Origin of the sequence: Qipengyuania sp. SS22 (genome assembly GCF_025736935.1) — a bacterium.
Lineage (GTDB): Bacteria > Pseudomonadota > Alphaproteobacteria > Sphingomonadales > Sphingomonadaceae > Qipengyuania.
Genome location: NZ_CP107048.1, coordinates 2,382,506 through 2,398,587, shown reverse-complemented (window position 1 = coordinate 2,398,587; position 16,082 = coordinate 2,382,506). Strand labels below are relative to the sequence as shown.

The 16,082-nt window shown below is 65.0% G+C and carries 14 protein-coding genes; 6 read left to right on the top strand and 8 right to left on the bottom strand.

The genetic code is table 11. The features are described 5' to 3' along the window. Position 1: 1 nt before the first annotated feature. The 5 genes from N6L26_RS11970 to N6L26_RS11950 form a co-directional block, all read right to left on the bottom strand. Entirely contained in the window at positions 2–805 is an 804-nt protein-coding gene (locus N6L26_RS11970) for a DUF1295 domain-containing protein (RefSeq protein WP_263605783.1), read from the bottom strand. After that, positions 802–1,428 carry a 1-acyl-sn-glycerol-3-phosphate acyltransferase gene (locus tag N6L26_RS11965; RefSeq protein WP_263605782.1) on the bottom strand — a complete coding sequence of 209 codons (627 nt, stop codon included), beginning with the start codon at positions 1,426–1,428 and terminating at the stop codon, positions 802–804. The genes N6L26_RS11970 and N6L26_RS11965 overlap by 4 nt, the downstream gene beginning before the upstream one ends. A gap of 74 nt (positions 1,429–1,502) precedes the next feature. Further along, a complete protein-coding gene (locus tag N6L26_RS11960) occupies positions 1,503–3,110 on the bottom strand; it encodes a carboxyl transferase domain-containing protein (protein WP_263605781.1) in 1,608 nt (535 codons plus the stop codon). 10 nt (positions 3,111–3,120) lie between these two features. After that, on the bottom strand, positions 3,121–3,426 hold the full coding sequence (locus N6L26_RS11955; protein WP_263605780.1) for an alkylphosphonate utilization protein: 306 nt from the start codon (positions 3,424–3,426) through the stop codon (positions 3,121–3,123). Beyond that, positions 3,423–4,592, bottom strand: a complete 1,170-nt coding sequence (locus tag N6L26_RS11950) for an isovaleryl-CoA dehydrogenase (protein ID WP_263605779.1) — start codon at positions 4,590–4,592, stop codon at positions 3,423–3,425. The genes N6L26_RS11955 and N6L26_RS11950 overlap by 4 nt, the downstream gene beginning before the upstream one ends. A 153-nt stretch (positions 4,593–4,745) precedes the next feature. Between N6L26_RS11950 and N6L26_RS11945 the strand changes: the two genes are divergently transcribed. From N6L26_RS11945 to N6L26_RS11930, 4 genes are all read left to right on the top strand, one after another. Next, positions 4,746–6,278, top strand: coding sequence for a sensor histidine kinase (locus N6L26_RS11945; protein WP_263605778.1), 1,533 nt, complete (start codon positions 4,746–4,748; stop codon positions 6,276–6,278). Between the two features lie 79 nt (positions 6,279–6,357). Then, positions 6,358–6,783, top strand: coding sequence for a hypothetical protein (locus N6L26_RS11940; RefSeq protein ID WP_263605777.1), 426 nt, complete (start codon positions 6,358–6,360; stop codon positions 6,781–6,783). Next, complete coding sequence (locus N6L26_RS11935) at positions 6,780–7,547, top strand: ATP-binding cassette domain-containing protein (RefSeq protein ID WP_263605776.1); 768 nt, start codon at positions 6,780–6,782, stop codon at positions 7,545–7,547. The genes N6L26_RS11940 and N6L26_RS11935 overlap by 4 nt, the downstream gene beginning before the upstream one ends. Next, complete coding sequence (locus N6L26_RS11930; protein ID WP_263605775.1) at positions 7,544–9,079, top strand: ABC transporter permease/substrate-binding protein; 1,536 nt, start codon at positions 7,544–7,546, stop codon at positions 9,077–9,079. Before N6L26_RS11935 ends, N6L26_RS11930 begins: the two co-directional genes overlap by 4 nt. Position 9,080: 1 nt before the next feature. Here the strand turns inward: N6L26_RS11930 and N6L26_RS11925 are convergent, their stop codons facing one another. Genes N6L26_RS11925 through lgt form a run of 3 tightly spaced genes read right to left on the bottom strand, consistent with a single transcriptional unit; the run spans position 9,081 to position 11,445 of the window. Further along, positions 9,081–9,494 (bottom strand): DUF2147 domain-containing protein, encoded by a 414-nt coding sequence (locus N6L26_RS11925; RefSeq protein WP_263605774.1) that lies wholly within the window; start codon positions 9,492–9,494, stop codon positions 9,081–9,083. Continuing rightward, positions 9,491–10,573 carry a class I SAM-dependent methyltransferase gene (locus N6L26_RS11920; RefSeq protein ID WP_263605773.1) on the bottom strand — a complete coding sequence of 361 codons (1,083 nt, stop codon included), beginning with the start codon at positions 10,571–10,573 and terminating at the stop codon, positions 9,491–9,493. The genes N6L26_RS11925 and N6L26_RS11920 overlap by 4 nt, the downstream gene beginning before the upstream one ends. After that, the gene (gene lgt, locus N6L26_RS11915) at positions 10,570–11,445 is read right to left on the bottom strand and encodes a prolipoprotein diacylglyceryl transferase (protein ID WP_263605772.1); all 876 of its coding nucleotides are present in this window, start codon (positions 11,443–11,445) and stop codon (positions 10,570–10,572) included. The genes N6L26_RS11920 and lgt overlap by 4 nt, the downstream gene beginning before the upstream one ends. Positions 11,446–11,609: 164 nt before the next feature. Between lgt and N6L26_RS11910 the strand changes: the two genes are divergently transcribed. Then, positions 11,610–13,304 carry a class I adenylate-forming enzyme family protein gene (locus N6L26_RS11910; protein ID WP_263605771.1) on the top strand — a complete coding sequence of 565 codons (1,695 nt, stop codon included), beginning with the start codon at positions 11,610–11,612 and terminating at the stop codon, positions 13,302–13,304. After that, positions 13,301–16,060, top strand: coding sequence for a [protein-PII] uridylyltransferase (locus N6L26_RS11905; RefSeq protein ID WP_263605770.1), 2,760 nt, complete (start codon positions 13,301–13,303; stop codon positions 16,058–16,060). The genes N6L26_RS11910 and N6L26_RS11905 overlap by 4 nt, the downstream gene beginning before the upstream one ends. Positions 16,061–16,082: the final 22 nt, after the last annotated feature.

The following is a 16,082-nucleotide window of genomic DNA, read 5'->3' as shown; positions in this document are numbered from 1 at the left end:
ATCAGCCCGGCGATTTCTTGGGTGGGAGCGGGAAGAAAGCAGAGGTCCGCGCCTTGTAATCGGCATAGCCGGGACGCGAGTTTTTCATGCCCCGCTCGAGCAGCGGACCACCCGACCACCTGGTCAGCGTAAAGGTCAGGAACAGCGGCCCGATCACCGTCGCGGCGGCGACCCACCAGCCGGCCGATGCGGCAGCGATCCAGATGCCCCACCAGACGCAGGCGTCGCCGAAGTAATTGGGGTGACGGGTATAGCGCCACAAGCCGCGGTCCATCACCTTGCCCGCATTCGCGGGATCGGCCTTGAACCGGGCGAGTTGCCAGTCGCCGACCCATTCGAACACGATGCCCACCGTCCATAGCGCCAGCCCGACCAGCGCCAGCCCGCTGATCGGCACCATCCAATTGGCCTCGAGAATGCCGTATTGCGCGGGGCTGGATACGATGAACAGCAGCACCGACTGACCCAAAAACACCTTGGTCAGCGCGGCCAGCGCGAAACGCCCATTCGCGCGGTCCTTCGCGAGAATGCGGGCATAGCGCTTGTCCTCGCCCTCGCGCCGCCAGCGTAGCAGCAGATGGATACACAGCCGCAGGCCCCAGATCACCGCCATCGCCGTCAGCAGCGTGGCGAGCGGGCCGGGTTCGTACAGCCGCAGCCAGCTGACGAACGCCATTAGGGCCATGCCGCCGCCCCAATAGGCATCGACGAAACTGACATCGTCGATCTGCACCGCGACCACCCACAGGAGGATCGCCATGCCGAGCAGGATCGCCGCATTGGCCAGCAGCGCTTCGACAATCATGTCCCGGTCTCCTCGATCAGTTGCAAAGCCTGGCGTTCGAGCACCTTGAAGCGTTCGAATTCGGGCAATTTGCTGCGCATGAAACGCGCAATTTCCAGTAGTGTCTCGCCGTAATTTGCACTCGGGATGATCGCCGGCCCGAAGCCGACGATCCGGCGCGTGTTGCACACCCAGGTGGGGACGATCGGCACATTGGCGGCGCGGGCGATATTGTAAAATCCCGATTTCCATTCGCCCCGGGAACTGCGCGTGCCCTCCGCCGCGATCACCAGCGCGAGCCGGTCCCGGCGCTCGAACTCTTCCGCGACCTGATCGACTACATTGGCGCGCTTGGTCCGGTCGATCGGGATACCGCCCATATCGAGCATGAAGTTGCGCATCACGCCCTTGAACAGCGTGTGCTTGCCCATGAAGGCGGGCTCGATCCCCTCTGCGGCGGTAGCGCCGGTGAAGAAGACGAAATCCCAATTGGACGTATGCGGGGCGCCGGCGATAACGAATTTCGGGATGTCCGGTAGGTGCCCATCGAGCGTCCACCCGCGCCAGCGATAGATCGCCAAGATGGTCCGCCGCACGATACGCGACAGGATCGAACGCTTGCGGCGCGGCCTGGCTAACGACACTTCACTCTCCCCGGTGATCCGGCCTAACAGCTACGCGAGGGAAAGCGAGAGGGATGCAGCGGTTTTCCCGCCGCTTACATCCGGAACACACCGAATTGCGGATGCTCGGGGATCGGCGCTTCGAGCGTCGCGGCAAGCGCCAGACCGAGCACGTCGCGTGTCTGCGCGGGGTCGATCACCCCGTCGTCCCATAGCCGCGCGGTCGCGTAATAGGGATTACCCTCATCCTCGTATTTCTGGCGGATCGGGGCTTTGAATTCCTCGGCCTGTTCAGGCGTCCAGCTATCGGCATCCCGGTGGACGGTGGCGAGCACCGAGGCGGCCTGTTCGCCGCCCATCACGCTGATCCGCGCATTGGGCCAGGTGAACAGGAAACGCGGGGAATAGGCGCGTCCGCACATGCCGTAGTTCCCCGCACCGAAACTGCCGCCGATGACCACGGTGAGCTTGGGCACACTGGCGGTGGCGACCGCGGTGACGAGCTTGGCGCCGTGTTTGGCAATGCCTTCGGCCTCGTACTTGCCCCCAACCATGAAGCCCGAAATATTCTGCAGGAACAGCAGCGGGATGCGCCTCTGGCAGGCGAGCTCGATGAAATGCGCGCCCTTCTGCGCGCTTTCGGAAAACAGCACGCCATTGTTGGCGAGGATCGCCACCGGCATACCCCAGATACGCGCGAAGCCGCATACCAGCGTGCTGCCGTAGTGCTGCTTGAATTCGTGAAATTCGCTGCCGTCGACCAGCCGGGCGATGACCTCGTGCACGTCATAGGGCGCGCGGACATCGTCAGGCACCAGTGCGTAAAGGTCCTCGGCATCGAATTTCGGCGCGCGCGGATCCTTTGTCGCGATGGCCTGCGCTGCAGCGTGATTGTCGCCCAAATGGCTCACGATATCGCGCACGATGGTCAGCGCATGCTCGTCATTTTCGGCCAAATGATCGACCACGCCCGATTTCCGCGCATGGAGATCGCCGCCACCTAGATCCTCGGCACTGATTTCCTCGCCCGTGGCGGCCTTCACCAGCGGCGGCCCGGCAAGGAAGATCGTGCCCTGGTTGCGCACGATCACGGTTTCGTCGCTCATAGCGGGGACATAGGCCCCGCCAGCCGTGCAGCTACCCATGACGCAAGCGATCTGCGGAATGCCCAGCGCGGACATGTTCGCCTGGTTGAAGAAAATGCGGCCAAAGTGATCGCGGTCGGGGAACACCTCGGCCTGATGCGGCAAGTTCGCCCCGCCGCTGTCGACCAGATAGATACACGGCAGGCGGTTTTCCTGCGCGATTTCCTGCGCGCGGAGGTGCTTCTTGACCGTCATCGGGTAATAGGTGCCGCCCTTCACGGTGGCATCGTTGCACACGATCATCACCTGGCGGCCCGACACGCGACCGATTCCCGCGATCAGCGAAGCGCCATTGATGTCGCCTTCGTACATGCCGTTCGCGGCCAGCTGCCCGATTTCGAGAAAGGGGCTGCCCGGATCGAGCAGCCGCTCCACGCGCTCACGCGGGAGCAGCTTGCCGCGCCCGACATGCCGCTCGCGGCTGCCTTCCGACCCGCCAAGCGCGGCCGCGGCGACGGTCGAACGCAATTCCTCGGCAAGACCCCTGTTATGCGCGAAACGAGCCTTTGCATCGGGTGCCTCGCGGTCGAGCGTCGAGGTTAGAACGGGTGCGGTCATTCGTCTGGCCTTAGCGCTTCTTCACAAACTCGGCACGCAGGACGAGGCCCTTGATGCCGGGATATTTGCAGTCGATTTCCTGGGGGTCGCCGGTCAGGCGGATCGATTTGATCAGCGTACCCTGCTTGAGCGTCTGGCCCGCGCCCTTGACGTCCAGATCCTTGATCAGCGTCACCTGGTCGCCATCGGCCAGCAGATTGCCAACCGCGTCGCGCACTTCCACGCGGTTCGCGGCAGCCTGCTTCTCCGCGAGTTCGGAGGCGGGCATCCACTCGCCGCTCTCCTCGTCGTAGACGTAATCTTCGTCGGCGCTCACCCCGCCGCCCCGATCAGTTCGCGGCCGATCAGCATGCGGCGGATCTCGTTGGTGCCTGCGCCGATGTCGAGCAGCTTGGCATCGCGCATGTAGCGTTCCACCGGCCAGTCGAGCGTGTAGCCCGCGCCGCCCAGTGCCTGCACGCTCTCCGCCGCCACCCGGAACGCATTTTCCGATGCCAGCAAGATCGCGCCCGCCGCGTCGAAGCGGGTGGTGTGGCCGCTGTCACAGCTCTTGGCCACCGCATAGGTATAGGCGCGCGCCGATTGCAGCGCGACATACATATCCGCCACCTTGGCCTGCATCAGCTGGAAGCTGCCGATCGGTTTGCCGAACTGGGTTCGCTCGCGCAGATAGGGAATGACCGTGTCGAGACACGCCTGCATGATCCCGAGCTGGAGCCCGGCAAGCACCACGCGTTCGTAATCGAGCCCGCTCATCAGCACGCCGACGCCGCCGTTCAGCGGCCCCATCACGCGATCTTCGGGCACGAAGCAATCGTCGAACACCAGTTCGGCGGTCGGGCTGCCACGCATGCCGACCTTTTCGATCTTCTGGCCGATCGAGAAACCCGCATCGTCCTTCTCGATCAGGAAAGCGGTGATCCCGCGCGATCCTGCGCTCCCATCGGTCTTGGCATAGACCACCAGCGTATCGGCATAGGGCGCATTGGTGATCCAGAACTTGGTGCCGTTGAGGCGGAAACCGCCATCGACCGCCACGGCCTTCAGCTTCATCGACACGACGTCCGAACCCGCCGAGACTTCGGACATGGCGAGGCTGCCGACATGTTCGCCGCTGACCAGCGGGGCGAGATATTTGGCTTTCTGTTCGTCATTGCCCCAGCGGCGGATCTGGTTGACGCACAGGTTGGAGTGTGCGCCGTAGCTGAGGCCAAGCGAGGCGCTGGCGCGGCTGACTTCCTCGACCGCGATAACGTGTTCGAGATAGCCGAGGCCGAGCCCGCCATCTTCTTCGCTCACGGTAATGCCGTGCAAACCCAGTTCGCCCATCTGCCGCCACAGCTCGTCGCGCGGGAACCAGTCCTCGCGGTCGATCCGCTCGGCCAGCGGGGCAATCTGTTCATCGGCGAAGCGGGCCACGCTGTCGCGGATCATCTCAGCGCTTTCGCCAAGCTGGAAATCGAAATCGGGGGTCGCGCGCATGCTCTCTCCTTGGGGGCTCGCGAAAATTCGGCTGCGAGCGGGCCGATAGCCGAGCGCGCAGCACGGGGCAAACCGAATAGGCTGGCTTTACCCCCTGCCACTGGTAAATACTTTACGCGATAGTCGCTTGCTTCTAGGCGCTTGGGTCTGCCTATGTACCGTAAAGACAACATCCTGTGGCCCGAGGGAGAGCCCCCCTCGGATGCCTATTGCGACGAGGACCGGCGCCTCGCGATTTTGGCCGCGCATGGCACCGAAGCCATGCTCGACGATCGCGAACTGCAGGAAGTCGTCGATCTTGCCGCCAAGATCTGCGGCACACCGATGGCGATGGTGACCATGGTCGAAGAGGGGCGCCAGCTGTTCCTGACCCGGGTCGGGATCGACGCGCGGGAAACGCCGCGTCCAACCAGTTTCTGTGCGCACGCCATGCTGGGCACCGAGCCGATGGTAGTCGCCGATGCCCGCGAGGACGAACGCTTCGCCGACAACCCGTTGGTGACCGATGAGCCCAACATCCGCTTCTATGCCGGCCATCCGCTGGTGTCTGTCGAAGGCGCTCCACTGGGTGCGCTCTGTGTCATCGATACCGTGCCGCGCCCGGACGGGCTGACCATGCTCCAGCGCGAGACCCTGGGCGTGCTCGGCAAGGCAGTCATGCGCCGCATCTCGCAGCGGCGCATGGGCGAAACCGCGCAGGCCGCGGTCGCGGTCCGCGAAAGCTACCTCCAGCGCATGATCGACAGCGTGCCGGGGATCGCCTGGTCCGCCGATGCCGCAGGCAATTTCGATTACGTCAACGCGCAATGGGACGAGATGACCGGCCGCGCCGAGCCCAAGACACTGGCCGACTGGCGCGCAACGGTTCACCCGGAAGACTGGGACACTGCCTCGGGCGCGTTCCGTGCCTCGCTCGATAGCGGCAAGCCGTTCGAATTCGAATGGCGGTTGAAGCTGTCCGATGGCAATTATCGCTGGATGCTCGCCCGTGCGGTCCAGACGCCGGTGGGCGGGGGCCAGAACCGCTGGTTCGGCACGGTCATCGATGTCGATCGCCAGCGCCGCCTGTCCGAAGCGCGCGACCTGCTGGCGAACGAGCTGTCGCACCGAATCAAGAACATCTTTGCGGTGGTATCGGGGCTGGTCGCGATCCGGTCGCGCGGGAAGCCCGAAATCGCCGAGTTTGCCACCGAGCTGAACGAGACCATCCGCGCGCTGGGCGCAGCGCATGATTACGTCCGGCCCGGCCACGGGCACCAGGGCGGCACGCTGTCGGGCCTGCTGGCCGATCTGCTCGCCCCATACGGGACCTCGGACGACAAACGCTTCAGCGTGACCGGTCCGGGAATCGTGATCGGTGCCCGCGCCGCGACCCCGTTGGCGCTCATTTTCCACGAACTGGCGACCAACTCGGCCAAATACGGTGCGCTGTCGCGCGCCGACGGGCATGTGACCGTCACCGTGGAGGATGAATGCGAAGGCGAGGCCGAGGGCGATGTCTGCGTGGTATGGGAAGAAAGCGTACACAGCGCCACCGCGCCCGAAGAAAACGCGCATGAGGGGTTCGGCTCGCGCCTTTTGAGAATGGCGGTCGAAGGCCAGCTGGGCGGTTCGTTCGAGCGCACCTTTTCGGACGACGGCCTCGATATCCGGATCGTCTTTCCGCGCAGTTCGATCGAAACCTGAGCCGCCGCCCGCCTTGCACGCTTGGCGTGGCTGTGCTTTCCCGCCTGCCATGCGAAGTCTGACAATCCTTGCGCTGGGAATGGCGCTCCCCGCCTGTACCCCGGCCAGTGACGAAGGCGACAGCGCCGCGCTTACGCCGCAACAGGTCGTATCGCCATCGGGCGAGCCCGCACCCGAAGTCTTCGCCGCCACCGCATGGCGCGCGGTTGCGGCCGACGGTGCGCGCTACACCACCTATCTCGATGCCGATGGGACCTATCGCGACCTGCGCAACGGCGATCCGCGGCAGACCGGAAGCTGGAGCTATAGCGCGGTCGAGCGCGACAAGCGCCTGTGCTTCATTCCCACGCCCGCAACCGGTGTCGAGCGGTGCTGGGAGCCTGGCCGGATGTCGGGCGGGACGATGAAAGCGACGAATGACGACGGGGTCTCGATCGAGCTCGAACGCGTCGAATACCGACCGCCCGCCGAGCCGGATACGGACACGGACGACACACCCGCGTGACCGGCACGCCCGCCCCGCTGCTCGAATTCCGCGACCTCAGGAAGAGCTACGAGGCGACCGAAGCGGTTGCGGGCGTCTCGCTCACGATCCCGCAGGGTGAATTTGTCGCGCTGGTCGGCGCCTCGGGCTCGGGCAAATCGACGCTGCTCAAGACCGTTAACCGGCTGGTCGAACCGACATCCGGACAGGTGCGGTTCGAAGACGATAATGTCGAAAGCCTGCCACTGGCCGCGCTGCGCCACAAGATCGGCTATGTGTTCCAGTCGGTTGGGCTGTTCCCGCATATGACCGTGGGCGAGAACATCGCCATCGGGCCGCGCCTTGTCGGCGAGCGGCTCGCCGCAGAGCGGATCGGCGAATTGCTCGAGCTGGTCGATCTCGAGCCTGAAATGGCCGACCGGCTGCCCGATGAATTGTCGGGCGGACAACGCCAGCGGGTCGGCGTGGCGCGCGCGCTGGCCAACGAGCCGCAGCTGCTCCTGATGGACGAACCCTTCGGCGCGCTCGATCCGGTTACACGCGATGCGCTGGGTGACCGCGTCCGCGCGTTGCATGCCGAATTCCGTCTGACCACGGTGATGGTGACCCACGACATGGCCGAAGCCCTGCTGCTCGCCGACCGCGTGCTGGTAATGGATGCCGGCATCGTCGTTGCCGACGAAACCCCGCATTCGCTGCTCGCGGGATCCGGCGGCCAGATCGCGCAGGGGCTCGTCGCAGTCCCGCGCGCGCAGGCCGACCGGCTGGCGGAGCTGGCGCGGTGAGCGTGATCTGGACCACGCTGCTCGGATTGGGCGACAAGCTGGCCGCGCATGTACTGCTCTCCGCCGCCGCGATTGCGTTGGGGATCGCAGTCGCCTTGCCGCTCGCGATCTGGGCCAGCCGCTCGCCGGGCGTGGCGCGCGCCACGCTGGGCTTTGCCAGCCTGGTGCAGACGATCCCCGCGCTAGCGCTGCTCGCGCTGTTCTTCCCGATCCTGCTGTCGCTGCGCGCGGTGTTCGGCGAAGGCCTGCCGACGTTGGGTTTCCTCCCCGCGCTGCTGGCGCTGGCGCTGTATGCGCTGCTGCCGATCCTGCGCAATGCAGTCACCGCGCAGGTCAATCTCGACCCGGGCGTGATCGAGGCCGCGCATGGCGTCGGAATGACCTTCTGGCAGCGCCTGCGGCTGGTCGAGGCCCCGCTGACCGCGCCTTACATCATGGCCGGCATCCGTACCGCGTCGGTATGGACGATCGGTGCGGCGACGCTGGCCACCACCATAGGGCAGCCGAGCCTGGGCGATCCGATTTTCGCCGGATTGCAGACGCAGAACTGGGTGCTGGTGCTGGCGGGGTGCATCGCCAGCGCGGGACTGGCGCTGATCGCCGATGCGCTGCTGGGCCTGATCGAGAAAGGGCTCGCCACACGCCGCCGGATGCTGACGTTCGGCGGGCTGGCGGCGGTCCTGCTAGGCGTTCTGGCCGCGCTTTCCGTTCAATTCGGCGCTCGCGGAGACGACCGCATCGTTATCGGGGCCAAGGGCTTTTCCGAGCAATACATCCTCGCCCGCCTGATCGGGCAACGACTCCAGGCGGAGGGGTTCTCGGTCGAATACCGCGACGGGCTGGGCTCTGCGGTCGCGCACCAAGCGGTATCGACCGGCGCGATCGATGTGCTGGTCGATTACACCGGCACCATCTGGACCAACCAGATGGAACGCAGCGACAATCCCGACCGCGAGACCATGCTTGCCGAAATTGCCGCGTGGGAAACCCGCACCAGCGGTACGCATGTGCTGGGGAGGCTGGGCTTCGAGAATGCCTATGGCCTCGCCATGCCGCGCGCAGCGGCCGAGGCGGGCGGTTTCGCCAGTATCGGCGATCTCACCGGTCGCGCGCAGGGCATGACCATCGGCGGCGATCCGGAGTTTTTCGAACGCCCCGAATGGATCGCGGTGCGCGAGGCCTATGGCCTGCGCTTTGAAGCGCAGCGCAATTTCTCCCCCACCTTCATGTACAACGCGCTCATCTCGGGCGAGGCCGATGTAATCGGCGCCTACACCTCGGACGGGCGGATCGCGGCGGATGACCTCGTGATCCTCGACGACCCGGAAGGTGCCTTCCCGAATTACGATGCGATCATCCTGCTCGCGCCCGCGACAGGGGCGGGTGACGCACTTGTCGCCGCGCTCGAGCCGCTGATTGGCGCAATCAGCGTAGAGGCGATGCGCGAAGCCAACTATTCTGTCGATCGCGACGAAGACAAGCTGTCGTTTCAGGAGGCCGCGCACCGCCTCGCCGAACGGATCGGCCGGTAGGCTAGCGCGCCCGCTGCCAGATCTGCGTCTGGCAGAAGGGGCCGATGCAGCCCTTGACCTCGAGCCGGTCCGGGCCGCTGCGGCGCACTATCGAACGGTAGGTCTTGCCGTTGTTGGGATCGTAGATTTCACCGCGCCACGCATCCTCGTCTTTGGTGAATCCGGTGAGGATCGCCATGCCGAGCAGCTTGCGGCTACGCTTGGCGGCATCGCGGTTGTTGACGTCGCGCTGGTCGGCGCCCTGCGGCGGGGTGACGAGGAATTTGGCGATCCGGCCGCAAGTGCTGCGCCCGCAATTGCCGATCTGCACGACCGCGTCCTTGTCTGCGGTCACCCACCGGCCCTCGATCGGTTCGGCGGCGGCCAGCGGCGTGGCGATCAGCGCCATCGCGGCGCACGCAAGCCAGCGTTTCATGATGACGATGTCCTCCGCTGGCCTTCGGGAAAGCCTGCGCCGCGCGGCCAGTCGCGGGCAGACAGGGCCATGCATTTGAACAATTCGCCCATGGCCTGCGGCTGAACCAGCCGGTCGTGCGCGACCTGAATTTCATGCGAACGCTCGGGCGAGGCAGCCGCCAACCCCTGTGCGCGTAGGCCGATGCCCATCGCGCTGAGCCAAGCGCCCTGCGTGGTCAGCGAACTCGCCACGCCTGCGCGCCGCGCGATCCTGTCGAGCGTGGCGAAATCGACATGCGCGGTGAGATCCATCTCGCCGGGCGCGGCGAACACATCGACTTTCTCATGCGCCTGCACTGCCTGCAACGTCGAGCCATGGCGCGGGGCCAAATGGCCATAATCGATGAACAGCGCCGCGCCGCCCTGCACATCGAGCCGCTGCGCGAGCGACTGGACCAGCGCGGCAGCGGCAGGGCAGGTTTCGATCACCGTTTCGGCCACTGCGGCGCGCTGCGCCTCGGGCACTGCCTCGTCCATCGGGTTGGGTCCGGCGACGAAGGCGAATCGATCCTCCTCCAGCCCCACCATGCGTTCGCGCCAGCCTTTCGCGGTCATCACCAGCTGGCGGACCGGCAGCGCATCGAGAAATTCATTGGCAAGCAGCAGGATCGGGCGATCGTCGGGCAGGCTGTCGAGCGAATCGTGGAACTGCGCGCCGGCGAGCGCACTGCCCTGCAGTTTGCGCAAGGCGGCGGACCCTTCGACGAGGTGTACTTCGGGACGCAGTCCCTGACTGGCCATCGCGCGTAGCGCGTCTTTGGCCAGCGTCCCCCGGCCCGGGCCGAGCTCGACATAGATCGCATCCGCCGGGCGACCCGCCCGCGCCCAGATATCCGCCAGCCACAGCCCCGCCATTTCACCGAACATCTGGCTGATCTCGGGCGCGGTGATGAAATCGCCCGCCGCGCCGAGCGGGTCGCGGCTGGTGTAATAGCGCGCATTGCTCTCGCCCATGTAGCGCGCAACAGGCATCGGCCCATGCTGGGCGATCAGGCGGCGGAAGACCGCCGCCAGCGCGGGCTCGCCCAGATCGGTCATGCCTGCGTCGACGGGGAAGCCTTGGCGCTACCGATGGCGGGGCGCAGCAGCGCATAGGCCAGCACTGCCAGCCCGACACCGATCATCGGCAGGCTCAGCCACTGGCCACGCGAAAGGCCGGTTTCGACCACCACATACGCCAGATGCGCATCGGGTTCGCGGAAGAACTCCATCAGGAACCGGCCCAGCCCCATGCCGATGGTGAAGATGCCGACGAGGAAGCCCGGGCGATAGCGCGCCGGCGTCTTCCAGAACATCGCCAGCAGCAACAGGCCGAGCAGCAGGCCTTCGAAACCGGCTTGGTAAAGCTGGCTGGGGTGCCGCGGCAGCTGGTCCGGATCGGTCGGAAAAATCATCGCCAGCGGGAACCCGCCTTCGACCGGGCGCCCGTAAAGCTCGCCATTGACGAAATTCGCCAGCCGCCCGAGCATGTAGGCAAGCGGGACGTTGACCGCGATATAATCGGTAATGCGGAGCCAGTTGAGCCCGCCCCGCCAGGCGACCCAGGTGATCGCGACGAGCACGCCGATAACCCCGCCGTGGAAGCTCATCCCGCCTTCCCACAGCTTGAATACATCGGCGCTTGCGAACAGCTCGGGCTTGTAGAACGCCGCATAGCCGAGCCGCCCGCCGAGAATCACCCCGAGCGTGCAGTAGAAGAACAGATCGTCCGCATGGCGCTGCGCCATCGGGGCACCGGGTGCCTTGATCATTTTCGACAGGTGCCAATAGCCGAAAAGGATGCCCAGCAGGTAGGCGAGCGAGTAGAAGCGCAGCTGGAAGCCGCCGATCTCGAAGAGATAGGGCCGCAGCCCCAGATTCTCCCAGTAGATCGGCTCTGCAACGCCCGATGCAGCCAGTAGTGACAGCAAGTGGTTATCCCCTTAGAGGTGTGCCCAAGGCCGCGTCCGGCGACCCATCGGGGGCGGCTTTTGGCATAGCAGGGGATTTGGGGAAAGCCTGCGTCGAGCCGCATTCATGCGCGAGCCTCGAGCACGAGGCCGCGTGCCGATTTGGAGAGGACACGAAACAACCCATGCCGACACAACTCGACAAGGATATCGACCGGATCACCAGGGCAGTGACCGAACCCGGTCAGATGTTCGAGCTGACCGAAGTCACCCGCCGCGGCGTCACCATGCCCGCGTTCAAGAATGCGCCGCCCAGCGTGGCGCATTACTTCGCGCATTTCTGCAACGAGAAGAAGGACGAGCTGTTCATCGTCGATGGCGAGATGCGGCTGACCTTCGGCGAGGTGTGGGGCGCAGCTTCGCATGTCGCGCATAGCCTCGCCACCGAGCACGGAATCGCCAAGGGCGACCGGGTCGGCATTGCGGCGCGCAATTCGGCCAACTGGATCATCGCCTATATGGGCGTCTTGATGGCCGGTGGATGCGCCACGTTGCTAAATGGTTGGTGGACCGGCGAGGAACTCGCCTACGGAATCGATCTGTGCGAGTGCAAGCTGGTGCTCGCCGATGCACAGCGTGCCGAACGGCTCGATGGGGTCAAGCATGGCGCGAAGGTCGTCGTGTTCGGCCACGGCGTTCCGTCCGAAGGACTCGCCCCCGTCTGGGCGGCGGGCAATACCGCGATGACCATGCTCGGCCAGCTCGGTCCCGACGATCTTGCCACCATCCTCTATACCTCGGGATCGACCGGCCATCCCAAGGGCGCCTACTCGGATCATCTCGGCGTTGTGTCGGGTACGATGAACTACGTCTGCCAGACGGCGATGATGCTCCAACTGCTGACCGAGAACGACGCTGCGCCGACGGTCCAGCCCAGCGCGCTGGTGGCGGTGCCGCTGTTCCATGTGACCGGCGAGGTGCCGCTGCTGCTGCAGAGCTTCGCCATGGGGCGCAAGCTGGTGCTGATGCCCAAATGGGACGCGACCAACGCGCTCGAACTGCTCGAGAAGGAACAGATCACCTATTTCGTCGGCGTGCCGCTGATGAGCTACGAAATTGCGGTTCATCCCGAGCGCGAGAAATACGATCTGTCGCAGTGCAAGACCTTTGCCGGTGGCGGCGCGGCGCGACCGATCGAACACGTCAAGAAGATCAGGGAGGCGTTCAAGGACGGCTTCCCCGCGCTTGGCTATGGCCTGACTGAAACAAATGGGGTCGGCGCGGGCAATTTGAACGAGAACTATCTCGCCAAGCCGAACAGCACCGGCATGCCCTCGCGGCCGCTGGTCGACATGGCCATCCTCGACGATGACGGGAAAGCGCTGGAGCAAGGCAAGATCGGCGAGGTTTCGATCCGCTCGGTGTGCAATTTCCTCGGCTATTGGAAGAACGAGGACGCGACCAAGGCCGCCTATTCGGACGACGCTTATTTCCGCACCGGCGATCTCGGCTATCTCGACGAGGACAATTACCTGTTCATCGTCGACCGCAAGAAGGACATCATCATCCGCGGCGGCGAGAATATCAGCTGCATCGAGGTGGAAGAGGCGATCTACGCGCATCCCGCAGTGGCCGAATGCACTGTCTTCGGCCTGCCCGACGAACGGTTCGGCGAGATCCCGGCGGCAGTCTATTACCCGCATCCGGGGCAGACCCTGTCGGGCGAGGAACTGCAGGGCTTCCTGCGCGAACACATTGCAGCCTTCAAGGTCCCCTCGGTCATCTGGCAGAGCGAAGAGCAGCTACCGCGGCTGGGTACGCAGAAGGTCGACAAGCGCACCGTCAAGGCAACCTACGCCAAGGAGCACCTGGCCGCTTGAGCGTGATCCGTGTCCCCCGCCAGCGTGCCATCATCGACCGGCGGCAGCTTGCCTCCGGAATCGAATCGCTGGTCGGGGAGCACGGCGACAAGGCGCGCCCGCATGTGGTGACGCTGCTCAAGGCCGCGCTCGACCAGGGCCGCGCCGAGCTTGAGCGACGGCTCGAGGAAAAGCCCTCGGCAGGGCATGAAAATGCGGGCGGCTTCGCCTTCCTGATCGACCAGCTGATCCGGGTGATCCACGATCACGCGACCACCCATCTCTATTCCAGCGCCAATCGCTCGCAGGCCGAACGGCTCGCAGTGATGGCGGTGGGCGGCTATGGCCGCGCGGAAATGTCGCCGCATTCGGATGTCGACATCGCCTTCCTCGTCGGTGGCAAGAAAACCGCCTGGTGCGAGCAGGTGGTCGAGGCAATGCTCTACCTGATGTGGGATCTCGGGCTGAAAGTCGGCCATTCGACGCGCACGCTGGACGAGGCGATGCGCCTGTCGAAGAGCGATCTGACGATCCGCACTGCGCTGCTCGAAGGGCGCTATGTCTGGGGCGACCAGGAGTTGTACGACGAAGGCTCGCACCGGTTCACGACCGAAGTCGTACGCGGCAACGAACGCGCCTTCGTCACCGAGAAACTGGCCGAGCGCAATGCGCGCCACAAGCGCATGGGCGACAGCCGCTATGTCGTCGAACCCAATGTGAAAGACGGTAAGGGCGGTTTGCGCGACCTGCATACGCTCTACTGGATCGGCAAGTTCATCCACCGCGTCCGCGCTGCCGCCGAGCTGGTCGATGTCGGCCTCTTCACCCCGGCCGAATACCGCAGCTTTCGCCGCGCGGAAAACTTCCTGCTCGCGGTGCGCAGCCATATGCATGTGCTGACCGGGCGCGCCGAGGACCGGCTGACCTTCGACCTCCAGCGCCGCATTGCCGAGCGGATGAATTTCGCCGAACGGCCCGGCAAGAGTTCGGTCGAACGCTTCATGCAGTTCTATTTCCTGCAGGCGAAGCGCGTCGGTTCGCTGACCGGCATTTTCCTCGCGCATATCGACGAGCAGTTCGAGGCCAAGACCGCCCGGCGCGGGTTCTTCGCGGGATGGAAGCAGAAGGCCCGTATCCTCAAGGGATACCGCGTCTATGGCGGAAAGATCGCTGCCCCGACGGACGAATGGTTCAAGCAGGACCCGGTGCGGCTGATCGAGATTTTCCAGCTGGCCGAGGCCGAAGAGCTCGAAATCCACCCCGAAACCATGCGCCAGGCCAATCGCGACAGCGGGTTGATCGACCACAAGATTCGCGAGGATGCCCGCGCCAATGCGCTGTTTCTCGACCTGCTGTGCGGACGCAACGATCCCGAAATGGTGTTGCGCTGGATGAACGAGGCCAACGTGTTCGGGAAATTCGTGCCCGATTTCGGCAAGGTCAACGCGCAGATGCAGTTCGACATGTACCACCACTATACGGTGGACGAACACACCATCCGCGCGATCGGCCTGCTCAACCAGATCGAGAAGGGCGAACTGGCCGACGACCACCCGCGCGCCACCCGGCTGATCCACAAGGTGGGATCGCGCCGCACCGCCTATGTCGCTGCGCTGCTGCACGATATCGCCAAGGGCCGCGGGGGCGACCATTCGGTGCTTGGCGCAGAGGTGGCCGAGGAACTGTGCCCGCGCTTCGGCCTGACCAAAAGCGAAACCGAGATGGTCGCGTGGCTGGTGCGCAACCATTTGCTGATGAGCCACACCGCACAGAAGCGCGACCTGACCGATCCCAAAACGATCGAGGATTTCGTGGCGCTGGTGCAAAGCCAGGAACGGCTGCGCCATCTGGCGATCCTGACCGCGGTCGATATCCGTGCGGTCGGCCCCGGCACGTGGAACAGCTGGAAGGGGCAGTTGCTGGGCGAGCTTTACGACGTCTCAAGCGAACGCCTGCGCCTCGGCCATATGCGTCATGGCCGCGACCAGAAGGTCGCGCACAAGCAGGCCGAGGTGGTCGATTTGCTGGGCGAGCGCTCGGGTCTGGTCGACGATCTCGCCGAGACCATGGGCGATGCCTATTGGATCGCCGAGCCGACCGATATCATCGCGCTCAACCTGGTGCATTATGCCGCAGCGCGCGCGGCGGAGCACGAGCTGTCGATCCATTGCGAATATTACGAGGCGCGCGGGGCCACCCTGGTCACGGTGATCGCCGCCGACCACCCGGGCCTGTTCTACCGCATCGCGGGCGGCATCCACCTCGCCGGCGGCAACATCATCGATGCGCGCATCCACACCACGCGGATGGGCTGGGCGCTGGACAATTTCCTCGTCCAGGACCCGCATGGCGAACCCTTCGCCGAAGCGGGCCAACTCGAACGGCTCAAAAAGAGCATTGCCGATGCGCTGGCGCACCGGGTCGATCTCGCCCCGCGTCTCGCGCAGCGCCCGCTGCCGCATAGCCGCGCGCGCGCCTTCGATGTCGCCCCGCGCGTGTTGTTCGACAACAAGGCGTCGAACAAGTTCACCGTCATCGAAGTCAATGCGCGCGACCGGTCGGCGCTGCTCAACCGCCTGGCGCGCGCGCTGTTCGAAAGCCGGCTGGTGGTGCATTCGGCGCATATCACCAATTACGGCGAACGCGCGGCGGACACCTTCTACGTGACCGACCTCACCGGGGGGAAGCTGGAGCCGGGCGAGCGGATGAACCGTATCGAGGCGCGGCTGATGGAAGCCGCCAGCGATGCAACGCAGGACCGGCTCGAGAACGCGTAGCCAATTATCCTGATCGCCCGCC

Coding starts and splice junctions, on each gene's coding strand:
- N6L26_RS11970 (WP_263605783.1), bottom strand. CDS start 805: ATGATTGTCGAAGCGCTGCTGGCCAATGCGGCGATCCTGCTCGGCATG.
- N6L26_RS11960 (WP_263605781.1), bottom strand. CDS start 3,110: ATGACCGCACCCGTTCTAACCTCGACGCTCGACCGCGAGGCACCCGAT.
- N6L26_RS11950 (WP_263605779.1), bottom strand. CDS start 4,592: ATGCGCGCGACCCCCGATTTCGATTTCCAGCTTGGCGAAAGCGCTGAG.
- N6L26_RS11945 (WP_263605778.1), top strand. CDS start 4,746: ATGTACCGTAAAGACAACATCCTGTGGCCCGAGGGAGAGCCCCCCTCG.
- N6L26_RS11940 (WP_263605777.1), top strand. CDS start 6,358: ATGGCGCTCCCCGCCTGTACCCCGGCCAGTGACGAAGGCGACAGCGCC.
- N6L26_RS11925 (WP_263605774.1), bottom strand. CDS start 9,494: ATGAAACGCTGGCTTGCGTGCGCCGCGATGGCGCTGATCGCCACGCCG.
- N6L26_RS11920 (WP_263605773.1), bottom strand. CDS start 10,573: ATGACCGATCTGGGCGAGCCCGCGCTGGCGGCGGTCTTCCGCCGCCTG.
- N6L26_RS11910 (WP_263605771.1), top strand. CDS start 11,610: ATGCCGACACAACTCGACAAGGATATCGACCGGATCACCAGGGCAGTG.